This is a genomic window from Gilliamella sp. B3127 (assembly GCF_026536935.1).
GTDB lineage: Bacteria > Pseudomonadota > Gammaproteobacteria > Enterobacterales > Orbaceae > Gilliamella > Gilliamella apicola_E.
This window is the reverse complement of sequence record NZ_JAFNNI010000001.1, coordinates 286965-306381: the sequence shown is the minus strand read 5'-3', so window position 1 is coordinate 306381 and position 19417 is coordinate 286965. Positions and strand designations below refer to the sequence as shown.

General features: G+C 36.2%; 18 protein-coding genes. 14 read left to right on the top strand and 4 right to left on the bottom strand.

The window, feature by feature from the left end:
• Positions 1-153 precede the first annotated feature (153 nt).
• The 4 genes from J3U00_RS01355 to J3U00_RS01340 all read right to left on the bottom strand — a co-directional run bounded on the left by J3U00_RS01355 (position 154) and on the right by J3U00_RS01340 (position 5156).
• Positions 154-1488, bottom strand: coding sequence for a hypothetical protein (locus J3U00_RS01355; protein ID WP_267331268.1), 1335 nt, complete (start codon positions 1486-1488; stop codon positions 154-156).
• A 546-nt stretch (positions 1489-2034) separates the two neighbouring features.
• Complete coding sequence (locus J3U00_RS01350) at positions 2035-2271, bottom strand: hypothetical protein (RefSeq protein ID WP_267331267.1); 237 nt, start codon at positions 2269-2271, stop codon at positions 2035-2037.
• Between the two features lie 755 nt (positions 2272-3026).
• Positions 3027-4100, bottom strand: a complete 1074-nt coding sequence (mltB, locus tag J3U00_RS01345) for a lytic murein transglycosylase B (protein WP_267331266.1) — start codon at positions 4098-4100, stop codon at positions 3027-3029.
• A 54-nt stretch (positions 4101-4154) separates the two neighbouring features.
• A complete protein-coding gene (locus tag J3U00_RS01340) occupies positions 4155-5156 on the bottom strand; it encodes a 2-hydroxyacid dehydrogenase (protein WP_267331265.1) in 1002 nt (333 codons plus the stop codon).
• A 236-nt stretch (positions 5157-5392) separates the two neighbouring features.
• Between J3U00_RS01340 and J3U00_RS01335 the strand changes: the two genes are divergently transcribed.
• The 14 genes from J3U00_RS01335 (at position 5393) to J3U00_RS01270 (ending at position 19414) form a co-directional block, all read left to right on the top strand.
• Positions 5393-6658, top strand: a complete 1266-nt coding sequence (locus tag J3U00_RS01335; RefSeq protein WP_267331264.1) for an AmpG family muropeptide MFS transporter — start codon at positions 5393-5395, stop codon at positions 6656-6658.
• Positions 6659-6666: 8 nt separating this feature from the next.
• Positions 6667-7320 (top strand): NAD(P)H-dependent oxidoreductase, encoded by a 654-nt coding sequence (locus J3U00_RS01330; protein WP_065734349.1) that lies wholly within the window; start codon positions 6667-6669, stop codon positions 7318-7320.
• A gap of 521 nt (positions 7321-7841) precedes the next feature.
• Positions 7842-8801, top strand: coding sequence for a thioredoxin-disulfide reductase (trxB, locus tag J3U00_RS01325; protein ID WP_267331263.1), 960 nt, complete (start codon positions 7842-7844; stop codon positions 8799-8801).
• On the top strand, positions 8792-10525 hold the full coding sequence (gene cydD / locus J3U00_RS01320; protein ID WP_267331262.1) for a heme ABC transporter permease/ATP-binding protein CydD: 1734 nt from the start codon (positions 8792-8794) through the stop codon (positions 10523-10525). Before trxB ends, cydD begins: the two co-directional genes overlap by 10 nt.
• A complete protein-coding gene (gene cydC, locus J3U00_RS01315) occupies positions 10519-12144 on the top strand; it encodes a heme ABC transporter ATP-binding protein/permease CydC (protein WP_267331261.1) in 1626 nt (541 codons plus the stop codon). Before cydD ends, cydC begins: the two co-directional genes overlap by 7 nt.
• Positions 12145-12301: 157 nt before the next feature.
• Positions 12302-12619: a ribosome silencing factor gene (rsfS, locus tag J3U00_RS01310; RefSeq protein ID WP_065734345.1), complete on the top strand. Its 318-nt coding sequence runs from the start codon at positions 12302-12304 to the stop codon at positions 12617-12619.
• A 4-nt stretch (positions 12620-12623) separates the two neighbouring features.
• Positions 12624-13094 carry a 23S rRNA (pseudouridine(1915)-N(3))-methyltransferase RlmH gene (rlmH, locus tag J3U00_RS01305; protein ID WP_220225000.1) on the top strand — a complete coding sequence of 157 codons (471 nt, stop codon included), beginning with the start codon at positions 12624-12626 and terminating at the stop codon, positions 13092-13094.
• A gap of 13 nt (positions 13095-13107) precedes the next feature.
• Entirely contained in the window at positions 13108-13566 is a 459-nt protein-coding gene (gene ybeY / locus J3U00_RS01300) for an rRNA maturation RNase YbeY (RefSeq protein ID WP_065562131.1), read from the top strand.
• Between the two features lie 77 nt (positions 13567-13643).
• Positions 13644-14510 (top strand): CNNM family magnesium/cobalt transport protein CorC, encoded by an 867-nt coding sequence (gene corC / locus J3U00_RS01295; protein WP_065734343.1) that lies wholly within the window; start codon positions 13644-13646, stop codon positions 14508-14510.
• A gap of 10 nt (positions 14511-14520) precedes the next feature.
• A complete protein-coding gene (gene lnt / locus J3U00_RS01290) occupies positions 14521-16038 on the top strand; it encodes an apolipoprotein N-acyltransferase (RefSeq protein ID WP_176701507.1) in 1518 nt (505 codons plus the stop codon).
• Between the two features lie 226 nt (positions 16039-16264).
• Positions 16265-17173 (top strand): glutamate/aspartate ABC transporter substrate-binding protein, encoded by a 909-nt coding sequence (locus J3U00_RS01285; RefSeq protein ID WP_065562134.1) that lies wholly within the window; start codon positions 16265-16267, stop codon positions 17171-17173.
• A gap of 81 nt (positions 17174-17254) precedes the next feature.
• A complete protein-coding gene (locus J3U00_RS01280; RefSeq protein WP_065734340.1) occupies positions 17255-17989 on the top strand; it encodes an amino acid ABC transporter permease in 735 nt (244 codons plus the stop codon).
• Between the two features lies 1 nt (position 17990).
• Entirely contained in the window at positions 17991-18692 is a 702-nt protein-coding gene (locus tag J3U00_RS01275) for an ABC transporter permease subunit (protein ID WP_267331260.1), read from the top strand.
• Positions 18689-19414: an amino acid ABC transporter ATP-binding protein gene (locus J3U00_RS01270; protein ID WP_267331259.1), complete on the top strand. Its 726-nt coding sequence runs from the start codon at positions 18689-18691 to the stop codon at positions 19412-19414. Before J3U00_RS01275 ends, J3U00_RS01270 begins: the two co-directional genes overlap by 4 nt.
• The last annotated feature ends 3 nt before the right edge of the window (positions 19415-19417 follow it).

Here is a 19417-nt window from a genome sequence, read left to right as displayed (position 1 = left end):
CCAAAAACCCCGTTCCTCAACTTTTTTACTATAAAAACAAAAAAAATTAGTCCTAATCAAGACGGTGTTTTAAACACTTCAAGTCAACTATCTAACGGACTTATTGCTATCTCCAGTTTATTTACTCAAGTAATATGAACTATCGAATAAAAGTTAAGGAGAAACACAAAGTCCGTTGTAGTTGCGAGATCGGTCCACGAATAGCGTATTACCGTAGTACGAGCCCACAACAAACGGCTGATTATATGTAGAATTGGTATCAACTGTCCAATAATCTCTAAAAGAAAAATTGGCTTGTGAGTAATTTTTCATCAAACCCCACTCGGTAAAAAATCCTGCGCCGATTATACGCTGATAATAATTATCGATTGAAGAAGGAGTTGCACCGACTGAACCTTTACATTCATTATTTAAAGTACTATTTTCAGCACAAAAAGCATTAGTTAAATCTTTAACCTTAGGAACTCTGTAACCGATACGTTTACACCAAGATAATGTATTAGCATAATTGTCTTCAAAAGTACCTCGGTTGATGAACCACTGCTTTAACTCAAACCCATACTTAACAACTTCATTACCTTGGCTGTCACGACCGATTAACTCGAAAGTCTGAGGTAAGGAGGGGCTTGGTATATTTCCAGGATTTTTAGCTCTCCATTGTGATGAAGTTGCAACAGGGCCAGTTAATGTAACACGAACCCCTGTATTTGATGAATTTGTCATAGTAGCGGTAATACCGCCATGGGAGACCGTATCCCAAGTTAATGGCTGATGATTACCAACAATAATTAAATCAAAAAACAAATTGTTAGCGCCTGTAGTGGGGAAGTTTAAATTATAAGATGACGAAATAAAAGACTGTGGAATAAAACCCTTATCAGTTTTCCACATAGTAGTTGGACCAGCATAACTAGAATTACCGTAAGTTGTATCTGGCTTGGCAAAACAAACCGTTGGCAATTCTTTAGGATTAATATGATAAGTAACACTATTAGCATTAAAAGTACTACTATTAGGAATGCCATAACGGGTAGTTAATGTTCCACTAGTATTAGCTAATGTAACACGATAAGAACCATTACACAGTGATGGCACTGTATCACGTGATAAGAATATATAGTCTTCATCAACAATATACAAATTTAGGTCACCAGTAACTGAAACATCAGCATCTCCATCATCATCGCTCCAATAATTAAAAGGCGCAGCAATAAGAGTATTCAAACCAACTGAATAGCTATTCCTTGGCATTAACATATCAATATCAGAAAAGCTTTGACCAGCTACAGGCAATTCAATTGGGGTTGTTGACGAATTATTTGTTGAAGGTGTGTATTTATCCCCATTAGAAAGAGATATCCATAACAGATCGTCAGTATTGATGGCTCGCGTGCGCCCTTCATCAAATGTTAAATAAGGCGCATTCCCTTGAATCGCATTTGATGTTATAGAAGTTAATGCATCACAAGAATACGAAGTTATAAACAAAAAGCCATACGACAAAAGCATTTGGCGAGATAATATGAAAGCATAATATAATCGTTTGGAAGATATTTGCAATGATCTACATAACGATCTTAAAATTTTGACGATTAATAAACTAGAGTTAAAAAAAAGACTTTTTGAGCTTAAATTAAGTAAGTGTAAATTATAAATTGAACAGATTTGGTCTTTGAAATTGCATATCATAACAAATACCTTATCAATTAAGTTTTATTTAAATTTTTATTTTTATCTACTGCTCCTTAACTAACAATAACTTCTCATTAAAATACTACCTACTAAACTGCGAGTAAAGGATAAAAATCTCCCACCCTATGCGCAATGTATTTCATTACTAAATAATTAATACTGTAACATTCTATCTTACAAATAGACATATTAACAATGAGAATTGTGATTTTATAATACAACACATTCGTCAATAAAATCCATCATAGCCTAAAGGCCGATTATTGATATGCTTTACAAAATCGTTTTTTAACGCTTGGCTACATTGACTCTTTGAGTCAGCTAACTCATAACAACTTAAGGCTATATTTTCTCAACCACCTTCATTGAACTTACCATTAGGCACAGCAAAACTCTAACCTGTAGCAGGCAAAACGATGGGTGTTGTAGATAAGATTTGGTTGAAGGCGTGTACCTAGTTCCATCAGATAGTGTAATCCCAAGCAGATCGTTAGCATCAACCGCACGAGTACGACCACCATCGAAAGTCAAATACGGAGCACTACCCTGTATCGCATTCCTAATTGTCTGTGATGTCAATGCGTGACCCGAAAAAGAGAGAAAAAAGCCACGAAAAAAACAATCTTCTGGGATAATTGGGAAAAGGATCGAAAACAGGATCGAAAAGAGGATCGCGGAAGCGAACGCGCGAAAATTCGCAGAATTTTACTTGATTGCGTGGAAAAATAAGTTTCAGTGAAAAATTTAAGCGAGGTGCTGGACTTAGACGAATTTAAAAGATAGGTTTAGCTGTTGGCTGTTGAAAATTATAGTCAAGTAATTTTTTGATTAATTTACAATTTTATACTTTTCTGTTAAATTTTAGCCTATTAGCTAAAACCGTGTAAAAAGTATAGTGATTGGAAAAACACGATGCAACACTTTTTTTCGCTCATTTATATTAACTTTTGTAAATATGATCTAAAAAAGATCTAAATAATAATTGATTAACTATTGTTTTGTTTAAATGTATTGTAATTACAAATCTTTAAAATTTGAGCGATTGATCCTTAAAAATTTTATTTTAGGGCTTTGGATTAGAAACTTAGTGATTTTGATCATTTAATAATTTTTAAGTGACATTTAAAACCTCAAAAACCCCGCTCCTCAACTTTTTTTGATGGAAAAATACAGCTACTAAAAAACTCCACAGTTTAAGGCGGAATTATTTATTTGGGACAATATTTCAAAAAAGAATTTAGAACCCCAAAAACCCCACTCCTCAACTTTTTAGATAGTTTATTAGGATTAATAAAAAAGGTCGCAACTGCGACCTTTTGCTTTTAAGGTTAATTTTATCTAGCTTGTTTAACGGCTAATCCCAATTGCCATACTGCCATTGCATAATGTGTGCTATGGTTGTAGCGGGTGATGACGTAGAAGTTAGGTAGTCCATACCAAAATTGATAATTATCACCCATGTCTAAACGTAATAAGCTGACTTCTTTATGGCCGTCGATTGAGCTTTTTGGTTTTAATCCTGCTTTAGCTAAATGTTCAATCGTATATTTGGTGCTAAAGCCTGTATCGAGGTCGAGCGCTTGACCATCAGCAACCACTGCGACTTTTTTGTTTCGTTGCCAGCCGTGAGCTTTGAAATAGTTTGCTACACTGCCGATTGCATCAACCGGATCCCATAAGTCGGTATGACCGTCATGGTTGAAGTCGATAGCATGATTTCTAAAGGCTGATGGCATAAATTGTCCGTAGCCCATTGCTCCTGCAAATGATCCATTTAAATCAAACGGATCAACACCTTCATCACGACACATAATTAAGAAGTCTTCAAGTTCCTTAGCAAAGTATTGTGATCGTCTTGGGTAATAAAATGCTAGGGTTGATAATGCGTCGATAATTTTGGTTTTGCCCATTACTCTTCCCCACCCGGTTTCAACGCCTATAATTCCGACGATAATTTCAGGTGGTACACCATACTCTTTGTAAGCACGTTGTAGATCTTTGTCATATTTATTCCAAAATTCGACACCTTTAGGTAAGTTACCTGGGGTGATAAATTTATTTTTATAACGAATCCATGCGCCATTAGGTACGTTTGACGTTCCTGATTTTGGCGCTTGTTTGTCCATTAAACCAATAACCCAATCAAGTTTGTTGGTTTGTTCTAAAATATTGCGAAGTTGTTGGCGATTAAAGCCATGTTTATTTACCATCATTGTGATAAATTTTTCTTTATCGACCGATAAAGGAGCACTATTGGCTTTTGGTTCTTCGTGCTGTTTTTCTAGATAAACGCCACCCTTTACATTCGAATGTCCTCGATGTTGCTGCATTGGCGATTTCGATGATCCCCCACTCGAACAAGCAGTGAGCCATAAAACCATCATGACACAAATAACGATACGTTGCATAAATCATCCATATTCATTTAGTTAAAAAACCGCGACATATTAAATTATTTATTGTTATTTAACAATATTTTGACACTCTTTTCCTGCTGATATTTGCGCTATATTATTTAAGGTTGTGTCAGAGATATTTAATAGTGCTTCTTGGGTTAAAAACGCTTGATGACCAGTAAAAATCACGTTATGACAGGCTGATAATCGACGGAATACGTCATCTAATATGACATCATTAGATTTATCTTCAAAAAATAGGTCTCGTTCGTTTTCATAAACATCCATACCTAGTGCACCGATTTTGGTCTGTTTTAACGCTTCGATTGCAGCGGTTGCATCCAATAAACCACCTCGGCTTGTGTTGATAATCATCACACCATTTTTCATTTTGTTGAATGACTCTTTATTTAGTAGATGATAATTTTCAGGAGACATTGGGCAATGTAAGGTGATAACATCTGATTTGGCATAGAGTTCGTCTAATTGAACATATTGTGCACCTAATTCAACAGCAATATCATTTGGATAAGGATCATAAGCAAGGATATTCATGCCAAATCCTTTTAAGATGCGGATCACTGCTTGGCCAATTTTACCCGTTCCAATCACACCTGCTGTACGATTATGCATGTTAAAACCGGTTAAGCCGTCTAACGAGAAGTTAGCGTCGCGAGTACGTTGGTAAGCTTTGTGGGTTCTGCGGTTTAGTGTCATCATCAATGCAACCGCATGTTCAGCCACCGCTTCAGGAGAATAAGCTGGCACACGAACAACGGTGATCCCTAATTTTTTTGCTTCATCGAGATCAACATTATCAAAACCCGCACAGCGTAATGCTAAAATTTTAATACCATAATGGGCTAATTTTTGTAGAACTAATTTATCAACTTCGTCGTTAACAAATACACAAACAGCATCATAACCTTGCGCGGTGACAACCGTTTTATGGCTTAATTTATGCTCATAATATTCGATATCAAAACCAAAGTGTTTGTTGGCGATTTCGAGATGTTCTTTGTCGTAATGCTTACTGCTAAAAACAGCGACTTTGACTGTTTCTTTCATACTGCAATCCCCCTTATAGGCGTTTAATTAATGCATCTTTTAAGTTTTAATGATGATTGAAACGCATTGTTTACTTGATATTTTTTTGGCGAATGTTGATTAAATGCTTACTTTTGAAAGTTGAGTTAAAAATTAACCTGTATAGTAAAACGCTTTATGTTAGCTTTAGCAATTATTTTTTTTATTAATATGCTATGATAGCACTTTGCTATATAACTGACCGATAATGTTAACTAATGAATAAAAAACAAGTTTCTCTTCTTAGGACTATCTTTTCCACTAAAATGCTTATTTGTATTTTTACTGGTTTGGCTTCCGGTCTTCCTTTTTATTTGTTAATTCAACTTTTACCTGCTTGGTTAACCAGTGAAGGGCTGAATATAAAAGCTATTGGTGCATTTTCATTAACTCAACTGCCCTATATTTTTAAATTTGTTTGGGCGCCATTTATGGACAATATTTCACTGTTTGGGATGGGGCGTCGACGGGGATGGATGTTTCTGTCGCAAATAGTATTGCTCTTTTTTATTGCAATATTGGGGTGTTTTTCACCGACTCTAAATATTTGGATTATTGCTACACTCTGTTTCATTATTGCGCTGTTTTCAGCCACGCAAGATATCGCTTTAGATGCATTTCGCCAAGAAATTCTTTCTGATACTGAACTTGGATTAGGGAACAGTATTCATATTAACGTTTATCGTCTTGCCAGTTTGGTGCCCGGTTCATTATCGCTAATCTTATCTCATTTTTTACCTTGGAGTAGCGTTTTTATGGTCACGGCGCTATTTATGTTGCCCGTGATAATTATTACCTTGTTGATAAAAGAGCCAATTAATAAACCAATACCAAAATCCCATAATTTTGAAGATATTATTATCAATCCTTTTTTAGAATTTATTAAAAGAAAAGGCGTTAAATCCGCGATGATCATTTTGGCCTTTATATTTTTATATAAGTTAGGTGATAGCATGGCAACATCGTTAGCGACTACTTTTTATATGAAAATGGGATTCAGCCTACCAGACATTGGTTTGATCGCTAAAAATGCGCAATTATGGCCAGGGATATTAGGCGGGATTATGGGCGGCATTTTGATGATAAAAATAGGGATTAATCGGGCTTTATGGTACTTTGGTTTTGTTCAAGTCTTTTCTATTTTAGGTTTTGCCTGGTTATCAATTGAAGGCCCTTTTAATGATATTGGTGTCAGTGAAAAAATAATGTTAGCGATAGTGATCAGTGTTGAATCCTTGGGGGTTGGTCTTGGTTCGGCAGCTTTTGTTGCTTTTATAGCCAAAACCACGAATCCATTATATACTGCAACACAGTTTGCGTTATTTAGCAGCATCGCTTCTATTCCTCGAACATTGATTAATTCAACAACAGGAATTATGGTTGAATATTTAGGATGGACCAACTTTTTTGGTTTATGTACGCTATTAGCAATACCCGGCATGGTGTTACTATTGAAAGTGGCACCATGGAATAAGAAATCTTAGGAGACATTATGGACAAACTATCGTTAGCTTTGGAGTTTAGACATGCTTGTAAACGGTTTGATGAATCAAAAAAGATTAGTCATAGCGATGTTGAAATTATTTTAGACGCGGGTCGTTTATCGCCTTCTTCGTTTGGTTTTGAGCCTTGGCATTTTGTCGTTGTCGATAATGCAGATATCAAAGCTGAATTGCGTGCTGCTTGTTATGACCAAGAACAAGTTACTAGCTGTTCACATTTTGTGATTTTACTTTACCGTAAAGCGAATAATTTTACTTTGCAAAGTCCATATTTACGTCAAGCTATAGGAAGAACATTGCCAGATCAGAACGATCAAACGGCAATTGATAAAGCTAGCCAAGATTTTCTTAACTATATTGCTTATGGTTTACGGGAAGGTTTAAATGCTGATAGCTGGTCAGAAATGCAAGGTTATATTGCTGCTGCAAATATGATGACTACAGCGGCTTATCATGGCATAGATTCTTGTGCGCTTGGCGGATTCCAATATGATAAGGTGATTAATATTTTAGAAAAACATATTCCAACATTTAGTCGTGAGGTATTTGGTGTTGGGCTGTGTTTAGCGTTTGGTTATCGTATTGATGAGCAACCACCTCATATTCGTTGGTCACTTGAAGATGTCACCACTTTCTTATCTTAATTGCTATTAGTCTTATGTAGCCAACTGGCGGCATTAACTCTTTTTTTAACAATTATTCAAACGTGTTATTAAGCGTTTGCGCATCTGCTAATAGTGAATCTAAAATAAATTCAACACCCAATAATATATTTGCGATTTTTGGATCGTTAATATTCTGCTGAGTTGAGTTTAAAATTTCTTTTACCCACGTAATTTTAGCTGATTACATTTCCATTTTTTTGAATGGTGGCTTGTCGTATTTCGAGTGAAGGCGTTATCGCCTAATGATTAAAACAGTAATAATTAATTATTAAAACTTATGAAAACTTTAGATAAATAAAATCAATTTGTTAAAAACATAAGTTAATTTAACAATTTGAAAATATAAGGAAAAGTAACGTTACTCCGTGTTATTTATCACCTTCACCTATTGCTGTAATAAACATTTTTTTTACAAGAAAATAGTTGATAATGTTAGACTTATCATCTATAAATTGCGCTAATCATATTTTATTTAGCCAGAATAATAGGAAGGATACAAAATGAAAACCAAACATGCCCGTTTATTAATTTTAGGGTCAGGCCCTGCTGGCTATACCGCAGCGGTTTATGCTGCGCGAGCAAATCTCTCTCCAGTATTAATAACTGGCACTCAGCAAGGTGGACAGCTAACCACCACGACCGAGATCGAAAACTGGCCAGCAGCAAATCCAGAATTAACAGGTCCTGAACTTATGGTGAAAATGCAACAACATGCCGAACGATTTGATACCGAAATTATTATCGATCATATCGATAGCGTTGATTTTAGCCAAAAGCCCTTCAAACTATTTGGTAGCGATACGGAATATAGTTGTGATGCGTTAATCATTGCAACTGGTGCCTCCGCACAATATCTCGGGTTGCCTTCTGAAGAAGCTTTCAAAAGTAAAGGTGTGTCAGCCTGTGCTACATGTGACGGTTTCTTTTATCGTAATCAGAAAGTGGCTATTGTCGGTGGCGGTAATACTGCGATTGAAGAGACCCTTTATTTGGCTAATATTGCCAGTGAAGTCCATTTAATCCACCGTCGCGATAGTTTTAGGGCTGAAAAAATCTTAATGAATCGTTTAGCTGAAAAAGTGCAAGAAGGTAAAGTCATTTTGCATACTCATCAAATCGTCGATGAAATTCTTGGCGATAATATGGGCGTAACGGGTGTAAGATTACGAAGTACTATCGATTCTGATCTAACCGAAGAGTTATCTGTAATGGGGGTATTTATTGCTATTGGTCATAAACCCAATACCGCAATTTTTGAAGGCCAACTTGAACTTGATAATGGTTATATCAAGGTGAAATCAGGTACTGAAGGTAATGCAACACAAACTAGCGTAGAAGGAATTTTTGCTGCGGGCGATGTTATGGATCATATTTATCGACAAGCCATTACCTCGGCAGGAACAGGCTGTATGGCTGCCTTAGATGCTGAACATTATTTAGATAAATTAAAATGTCACTAGATAAAAAACGTCAAAATTATTTACTTAGCTGGTTAAAACAGCACACAAAAATGCATAAACCAGATTTGCGTGCTTCAGTTTTATTCGGTTTTTTGTTGAGTCTATTAATGATCGGCCAAGCTGCTTTATTGGCGATTATTTTGCAGAAGTTGATCATCGATCAGACTCCTTTTACCACCGTTTTCCCTTATTTTTTATCTTTAGTTGTCATCCTATTGGCGCGTGGCTTGCTTATTTTCTTTCGTGAAAAGATTAACTTTGCTTTAGGCCAAAAAATCCGACAACAAATTCGGCAAAAAATTATCGATCAGTTTGAATTGTTTGGTCCTGCATATTTAAGTCAAAGTACTACAGGAGCTTGGAGTACCTTAGTTATTGAGCAGGTCGATAATTTGCATGATTTTTTTGCTCGCTATTTACCGCAAATGCGCCTGGCAAGTATGGTGCCAATATTAATTTGTATTGCTATTTTCCCTTTTAACTGGGCCGCGGCCGTTATTTTGCTTTGTACTGCTCCGCTAATTCCTATTTTTATGATTTTAGTGGGAATGGGAGCCGCGGATATTAATCGTCGTCATTTTAAAGCACTCTCTTATTTAAGTGGGCACTTTTTAGATCGCCTTAAAGGGCTGAGTACTATTCGCTTATTTAATCAAGGCAAACAGCAAACCGAGCAAATTGCCAAGGCGTCTGAAGATTTTCGAATTAAAACGATGCAAGTATTAAAGATGGCGTTTTTGTCATCAGCGGTCTTGGAATTTTTTACGTCGATTTCGATTGCAATTGTGGCGGTCTATTTTGGTTTTTCGTATTTAGGGGAGTTTGATTTTGGTGCTTATAATGGCACAGTCACGTTATTTGCTGGTTTTTTTGCCTTGATTTTAGCACCTGAATATTTTCAACCGCTACGTGATTTGGGCGTCTATTATCATGCCAAAGCAGAAGCCATTGCCGCAGCTGATAATATTGAAACTTTTTTAAATAAAAAATTGCCACTTGATAGCGTTGAGAAAAAAAACGAGTCTAATCAATCATCATCAACCATTCCTTCTGAAATAAATGTTTTAAAAACAATTGAAGCGAAAGATCTTATCGTGTTATCTAACGAAGGTCTGCCTATCGTTGGCCCGCTTAGCTTTTCATTACAAGCGCCATTTAAATTAGCGTTAATTGGTACTAGTGGTGAAGGTAAAAGTTCTATTATGCAAGTATTGCTTGGCTTTTTACCTTATCAGGGTTCACTAAAAATTAATGGGATTGAATTTAATCAGCTTGATTTAGTAAGTTGGCAACATCAAATCAGTTGGATTGGGCAAAATCCTTATTTGATTAATGGTTCGATTCGTGAAAATATTCTACTGGGTAAACCCATAGCGAGCGCCAATGAAATTGACGAGGTTATTGCAAAAGCGCAATTATCTGATGTTATCGATCAATTACCAGAAGGCGTCGATACCCAAGTTGGTGAAGATGCGGTTAGATTATCAGTTGGACAAGCTCAGCGCATCGCCCTTGCTAGAGCAATGCTGAAACCTTGCCAATTACTGATACTTGATGAACCGACCGCAAGTTTAGATAAGCAGACAGTTCAGCAGTTAGCACCCTATGATATTGCGACAAATAGTATCACTATCACTCATCAACATGATGATATGCATGAATTTGACCAAGTATGGAAATTGTCGAAAGGTCAACTTAACGCCATCAAGGAGAGCTTATGCTAGCGCTATTACGTCCCTATATTGCACTTTATAAGCACTACTTTTGGCAAATTGTTATTGGATTAGGTTTAGCTATTCTTACATTATTTGCCAGTGTTTTTTTACTTTCTTTATCTGGATGGTTTTTAGCTTCTACCGCGGTAGTCGGTGTGGCGGGTTTATATACGTTTAATTATATGTTACCTGCTGCGGGCGTAAGAGCGGCTGCCATTATGCGAACGGCATCCCGTTATGCTGAGCGCTTGGTTGATCACAATACCACCTTTAAAATATTAGCGTATTTAAGAACATTAGCATTTAAGAAGATTCTTCCTTTAAGCGCTAACCAATTATCCCAATATCAAAAAGCCGATCTTCTTAATCGTTTTATTGTGGATATTGATGCACTTGATCATCTCTATCTAAAACTCTTTTCACCTATTGTAACGGCACTGGTAATTATTGTGCTCTTGTTTGTCGGATTAAGTTATATCAACTTTCCTATTGCATTAATTATCAGCATGGTACTAACTACTACTCTACTTGCTATACCGGTGATCTTTTATTATGCAGGTAAACAATTAGGCGAAATACTGGCTAAACAGCAAAGTGAGTATCGCGCATTGTTGGTTAATTATCTACAAGGTCAAGCTGAACTGACTTTATTTAATGCGCAAGATCGTTATCGTTCAAAACTCGACAAACTTGAATCAGACTGGCTTTATCATCAACAAAAGCAGTCTACCTTAATGGCGCTCTCGAGTGCTCTTGTGGTATTAATTGCTGGCTTTTTGACTTTGTTAGTGCTTTGGCTTATCACTCAATACACATTATCGCCTTTAGTTGCCCTATTTGTGTTTGTCTGCCTTGCTAGTAGTGAAATTTTGGCGCCAATCCCTACTGCATTTATCTTTTTAGGGCAAGTATTAGCGTCAGCCAAACGAACAACCGCTTTATTTGATCAAACACCAGATATCCAGTTTGTCGAGCAAGGCAGATCGATAGATTTGACTACCGCAAAACTGCGGTTTGAAGATGTTTGCTTTAGCTACCCAAATCAACCTTTTGCAGTTTTAAGCCATTTTTCATTGACAGTTGAAGCCGGCAAACATATTGGCTTAATTGGTAAAACCGGTTGTGGCAAATCCACATTACTTAATTTAGTCACGCGCGCGTGGGAACCCACTTCAGGTAATATCTTTATCAACGATATACCGATTAATCAACTTGACGAGCCAACTTTACGTCAGGCGATTGCTGTGGTTCCTCAAGTGATTACTATTTTTAGTGACTCGCTTAGACAAAATTTGTTAATCGGTAATCCAAACGCTTCTGATCAACAGTTAATGGATATTTTACATCAAGTTGGGCTTTCCAAATTGATCTCAACCGATCAGGGTTTAGATTTGCCATTAGGGCAAGGAGGACGATCATTATCTGGTGGTGAAACTCGACGTATCGGTATTGCTCGGGCATTACTACATAATTCACCATTAATGTTGATGGATGAGCCTACCGAAAGTCTTGACCAACAAACTGAACTGCAGATAATTGAACTTATCAAAAAATACGATAAAACTCTGCTGATGGTTACACATAGATTAACGGATAATCCATTGTTTGATCAGGTGGTTGAGTTGTAAGATTTGGGGTGTCAAAAACCCCGTTCCTCAACTTTTTTTATTTTAAAAAGTGCGCTCCTCACTTTTTTTGATTTGTACTGGTTGAGATGTGCTATTTTCAAGGCGATTTTGAAAAAATATGCTATACTAGCGCTTTATGTATATTAGTAGAGAGTATATTTTGCAACAATCATTACAAGACTTTATTATTGATAAAATTGATGATTTAAAAGGCAAGGATATTGTTACCCTTGATGTGCGTGGTAAGTCAAGTATCACCGACTATATGATTATTTGTACTGGAACTTCAAATCGTCATGTTTCTTCAATTGCAGGGCATCTACTTGATGAAGCTAAAAAGCAAGGACATGTGGTATTAGGCAGTGAAGGCCAAAATGATGCGGATTGGGTAGTCGTTGATATGGATTCGGTGATCGTTCATATAATGCAAGAAGAGAGCCGACAATTATACGAACTCGAGAAGCTTTGGAGTTAGTTACGTGAAACTACAGCTTATTGCTGTTGGCAACAAGATGCCAAATTGGGTAACCACCGCTTTTGATGATTACCAATCTCGATTCCCCAAAGATATGCCTTTAGAACTCATTGAAATCCCCGCAGGAAAACGGACTAAAAATGCCGATATTGCGCGTATTTTAGATAAAGAAGGTGAGCAGATGCTGGCTTCTTGTAGTAAAGGTAATCGCATTGTGACGCTAGATATTCCCGGTAAACCTTATACCACTCATGATTTAGCTAAGCAACTTGAACGTTGGAAAGCAGATGGGCGTGATGTTAGTTTGTTAATTGGTGGACCTGAGGGGCTGTCTCCCGCTTGTAAGGCTGCTGCTGAGCAAAGTTGGTCGCTATCACCTTTAACGCTACCACATCCACTAGTTAGAGTGATTGTATCTGAAAGCCTTTACCGTGCTTGGAGTTTAACGGCTAATCATCCTTATCATCGTGAATAGGTTGGGTATTTGAATGAATATTTTAGATTTGCAAATTGCCACAGAGCAACAAGATAATCTGCCAAGTGAGCAACAAATTATGCAGTGGTTAGAGGTAATTTTACCGCAGTTTGTGGAGAATGCTGAAATCACTATTCGGATTGTCGATAAGGAAGAGAGTCAACACCTTAATCATACTTATCGCAATAAAGATAAACCAACCAATGTTTTGTCGTTTCCGTTTGAATCGCCGGTTGAAATTGATGTTCCATTACTTGGCGATTTGGTGATTTGTAAGCAAGTGGTTGAAGCTGAAGCAATTGAGCAACATAAGTCGTTAACATCACATTGGGCGCATATGATTGTTCATGGCTGTTTGCATTTATTAGGATATGATCATATCCTTGACGAAGAAGCCGAAGAAATGGAAAATATCGAAATCGATATAATGGCACAGTTAGGATTTGATAATCCTTATTTATTAATTGATTAGATGACTAATTTTTAATAGTCTGTTTAATATAAAATTATAACTCAAAATACATTTGATATATGAAAGGAAGAGAGCAAATGAGTGATGATAATCACCGGAGACCCAAAAAAGGGTTTACATTATGGTTAAGTCAATTATTCAATTCAGAACCAAAAGATAAAGATGAACTTATTGAAGTGATTCGTGAAGCTGAAGAAAACGAACTTATTGATCCAGATACCCTTGATATGATAGAAGGTGTAATGGATATAGCTGATCAGCGCGTTCGCGATATCATGATCCCCCGCTCTCAAATTGTAACAATCAAAGATAATTTTTCCCTTGATGAATGTTTAGATATTATTTCTGAACACGGTCATTCACGCTACCCGGTTATTAGTGAAGATAGAGACCATATTGAGGGAGTACTTTTAGCTAAGGATTTACTTATTTATATTCGACAAGGTGTTAATGATTTTGACTTGAAGAAGATCCTTAGACCGACTGTTGTTGTTCCTGAAAGTAAACGCGTTGATCATATGTTAAAAGAGTTTCGTATGCAGCGCTATCATATGGCGATGGCCATTGATGAGTTTGGTGGCGTTTCAGGTTTAGTGACTATCGAGGATATTTTAGAACTTATTGTTGGCGATATTGAGGATGAATACGATGAGGTTGAAGATCGAGATATTCGTCGTTTATCACCAACTATGTACTCCGTTCGTGCGCTTACGCCTGTTGAAGATTTTAATGAGATCTTTGGTACCTCATTTAGTGATGAGGAGATGGATACCATCGGCGGTTTGGTGATGCAACATTTTGGGCGTTTACCAATTCGTGGCGAGACGATTACTATTGATGGCTATCAATTTAAGGTAACCATTGTTGACCGTAGACGAATTATTCAATTGCATGTCACAATTCCTGAAGATGCAGTTGTTCCTAATTTAGAGCAAAATGCTTAAGCATATTCTATTGAGCCTTTTTTTAGGCGCCATTGCCGTATTTAGTTACGCGCCCTTCCATTTTTGGCCAATTGCCTTTGTGTCTTTTGCTGGGCTTTTATGGTTAGTTGCTGATAAAACAAAAAAGCAAGCTATGCTAGTTGGCTTTAGTTGGGGTGTTGGCTACTTTTTAGCTGGTGTTCACTGGGTTTATATCAGTATTAAACAATATGGCGAAGTGCCAACGTCAGTTGCGATTATTATTTTGGGGCTGTTAGTTAGCTATTTAGCGCTCTATCCAATGCTATTTGCTTGGTTATTGAGAGCCTGTGACCGTTTTGCAACTAAGTGTTCAATGAAACAATTGGTTTTACTGGCACCAATTTTGTGGCAAGTTACCGAATTTTTACGAGGCTATATTTTAACAGGATTCGCTTGGTTAGAATTAGGTTATAGTCAACTTGATAGCCCTTTACGAAATTATTTCCCGATCGTTGGAATTAATGGGGTAACGTTACTCTTTACTATATGCTGTGGATTGGGTGTTTATTATTTGTACCATTTCAAGCAATCAGCCTTTATAAAGCACACATTTGGTGCAATTGTCGCACTATTTGCGATCATTTTTGCACCAGTTTCACTCAATTCAATTAATTGGACAACCATTGATCATTCCCGGACAGCTAATTTCAGCTTAATTCAAGGAAATATTTTACAATCACTACGTTGGAGCAGAGAGCAGTTAGATAACACTTTACAAACCTACGCTTCATTAACCGAAAAGAATTTCGGTAAAGATAAAATTATTATTTGGTCAGAAGCCAGTGTTACTGATTACGAGATAAATCAGCAACCTTATTTACAGTTTTTAGATAATGAAGCCCGAGCAAATGGTAGTGAAATTGCAGTCGGTATTATTGATTATCGTATCGGAGATAATGATGCAAATCCAGATATTTACAATACGTTACTGGTTTTAGGCGAAAATACGCCATATCAATATCCTAATGCTAATCGATATCAAAAACATCATTTGGTGCCTTTTGGCGAATTTACCCCTTTTAGATTTTTATTAGATCCTATTGCCGATCTCCTTGATATTCCTATGTCGTCAATGCAAGAGGGAGCAGAAAAGCAACCTCAGCTTACAATGAAGGGATTTAAGTTTACTACTGCAATTTGTTATGAGGTGATTTTATCGAATTTGATGTGGAAGAATTTTGCACCTGATACAGATTTTTTATTGACCGTTTCAAATGATGCTTGGTTTGGTGATAGTATTGGGCCAAAACAACATTTGCAAATGGCGCAAGCTAGAGCGTTAGAGTTTGGTCGACCAATGATTCGTAGTACCAATACCGGCATTACAGCAATTATTGACCATCATGGTTATATTATTGAGCAGTTACCGCAATTTCAAACCAATGTTTTAAATTATACGTTATCTCCAACTGTTGGTTTGACTCCTTATGCTAGATTTGGCGATCTAGCTTATTATCTTATTCTTTCTTTGCTATTTATTTTGGTTTTTGTAAAAAAACGTCGATAATCAATTTTCTGGCATAAATATTGCTTGTATATTATTGAAATTCAAAAAATTGTCTGAGTTAAATTTTTGTGAAAATCTAGATAAACCTAGGTTGTAGCTTGTCCTTTTAATCGATAAATATACAGTAAAAAGTACTTTTATGATGAAAAATAAGTTATAATATACGCCCTTTGTAAAAATATTAAATTTATTTAATATGATACAAATTAAACAGTAGGAGATGAGTATGAACAAAAAGACAAAATTAACCAAATTAGTGTTATCATTAGCAATGCTTGGACTAATGAGTGGTGCCGCTGTTGCTGAAGAATTAAGTGGTACATTAGCCAAAATTAAAGATAGTGGTGTGATTGTTGTTGGTCATCGTGAATCTTCTATTCCATTTTCCTACTATGGTGAAAAACAAGAAGTTATTGGCTATTCACAAGATTATTCTAATTTAATTGTCGATGCAGTTAAAAAAGAGTTGAATATGCCAGATCTTAAAGTTAAATATTTACCGGTTACTTCTAAAACGCGTATTCAATTACTTAATAACTATACTTATGATTTTGAATGCGGTTCTACTACTAACAATCTTGAGCGCCAAAAGACAGTAAGCTTTTCTGATAGCATTTTTATTGTTGGTACTCGATTCTTAGTGAAAGCAGACAGCAATATTAATAGTATCGAAGATTTAAAAGGTAAAAATGTGGTAACTACTGCGGGTACTACCTCTGAAGTCCGATTAAATCAAATTAATAATAAAGATAATTTAGGTATTCGTATTATTACGCCTAAAGATCATGGTGATGCATTTAATGCCCTTGAAACAGGCCGTGCTGCTGCATTTTTAATGGATGATGCACTTTTAGCTGGTGAACGTTCACGCGCTATCAATCCAGCTGAATGGAAAATTGTTGGCGAGCCATTATCTTACGAATCCTATGGTTGTATGTTAAGAAAAGGCGATACCCAATTTAAACAATTGATGGATAAAGCTATTGCTGATGCACAAAAATCTGGTAAAGCATTAGAGTCTTATAACAAATGGTTTACTCAACCAGTTCCACCTAAAGGTGCGAATATGGCTCTTGAAATTTCACCTAAAATGGTTGAGCTTTTTGCAAATCCAAATGATAAAGCATTAGATTAATACTTTTCATATCTTTCTAATCCAATGTACTAAATGTTTTTGCATTTAGTACATAATCTAATTTAGTGAAATAAATATATTATGAGTTTCAATTGGACACTATTTTTTGAATCCACCCCTTATGGTGATGGAATTTACTTAAACTGGCTTTTTGACGGTATTATCGTTACCGTTTCATTAGCAGTAACAGCTTGGATTATTGCATTCATACTAGGATCACTAGTAGGGATTTGCAGAACTTTAGAAAATAAATTTCTAAATAGCTTTGCTGCCGGTTATATCCAGCTTTTTCGTAATATCCCATTACTTGTTCAGATGTTTTTATGGTATATGCTTTTTCCAGAAATTTTATCTGGTAGCTTAAAAACATGGTTTATTTCTGGCATTTCTCCTAATGTCAGCGCATTTATTACTGCGGCAATCGCTTTAGGTTTGTTTACTTCTGCACGTATTGCAGAACAAGTTAGAACAGGTATTCAAACTCTACCTAAAGGCCAACGTTATGCGGCAATTGCGCTTGGTTTAACCAATCGACAAGCTTATATGTATGTTTTATTACCTAATGCTTATCGTCGTATTATTCCACCATTAACATCTGAAATGACCAACATCATTAAAAACTCATCAGTGGCTTCGACCATTGGGCTTATTGATTTGATCGGTCAAATCGATCGTATTAATGATGCAACTAATAGTATTATTGAAATATTATGTGGCGTTACCATTGCGTTTATGTTGATAAACTATGCTGTGTTAACGATTATGCGTTTTGTTGAAAAACATACACGCTTACCTAATATGAGTCATGGAGGTTAATATGCAAATTTTAAGTTGGATTGCAGATATACCTTCATTGGTTTTAAACAATTATCATTTATTGTTATCTGGATTATGGCTAACAACTAAGATCACCTTTACCGCTGTTGTATTCGGTATTATTTGGGGAACTGTGCTAGCTTTAATGCGTTTATCAAATAATAAAATTTTAAATATTTTTGCTAAATGTTATGTCAATTTATTCCGTTCCATTCCATTACTATTAGTGTTGTTATGGTTCTATTTAGCATTACCACAAGTTATTAAGCATGTATTTAATTTGCCACCATATGCTGATGTTAGGGTTGTTTCAGCAATGATTGCGTTTGCTTTATTTGAAGCAGCCTATTATTCAGAAATCATTCGTGCTGGTATTAATGCCGTTGCTAAAGGTCAGTATCATGCCGCTTATGCGTTGGGTATGACTAAAGGCCAGGCAATGCGTTTGGTAATATTACCGCAAGCATTTAGATCAATGGTACCATTGTTATTAACCCAAGGTATTATCTTGTTCCAAGATACATCTTTAGTTTATGTGATGAGTTTGATTGATTTATTTGGTGCAAGTGTGACACAAATTGGTGTCGTTCAAGGTGGCACAGTTAAGTATTCAATGATTATTTTTGCAGCAATAAGTTACTTTATAATTTGTTATACTGCTTCTCGTTTAGTTAATTATTTCAAGAAAGGGATAAGTAGATGATCTCCTTAAAAAATGTATCAAAATGGTACGGAAAATTTCAAGTATTAAAAAACTGTACTACTAAAGTAGGTAAAGGCGAAGTTGTTGTTGTCTGTGGACCATCAGGTTCTGGTAAATCAACATTAATTAAAACCGTTAATGGTTTAGAGCCTATTCAGAAAGGTAAAATTACGATTGATGGTACTGAGATTACTGATCCATCGACTAATTTAGCAAAACTACGTTCTAAAGTGGGTATGGTGTTTCAGCATTTTGAGCTTTTCCCACATCTGACAATTTTGAAGAATCTGACACTAGCTCAAGTTAAAGTGCTTGGCCGATCAAATGAAGAAGCACGTGAAAAAGCCCTTTCTCTTTTAGATCGTGTGGGTTTGTTAGCACATGCCGATAAATTCCCTGCTCAACTTTCTGGTGGGCAACAACAACGTGTTGCGATTGCTCGTGCACTTTGTATGGATCCAATTGTTATGTTATTTGATGAACCAACTTCAGCACTTGATCCTGAAATGGTTAACGAAGTGTTAGACGTTATGGTTGAATTAGCCTATGAAGGGATGACAATGATGGTTGTGACCCATGAAATGGGCTTTGCTCGTAAAGTTGCGCATCGCGTTATTTTTATGGATGCCGGTGAGATCATTGAAGATACATCTAAAGAACAGTTCTTTACTAATCCACAATCTGATCGTGCTAAAGACTTTTTAGCGAAGATCATCCATTAATAT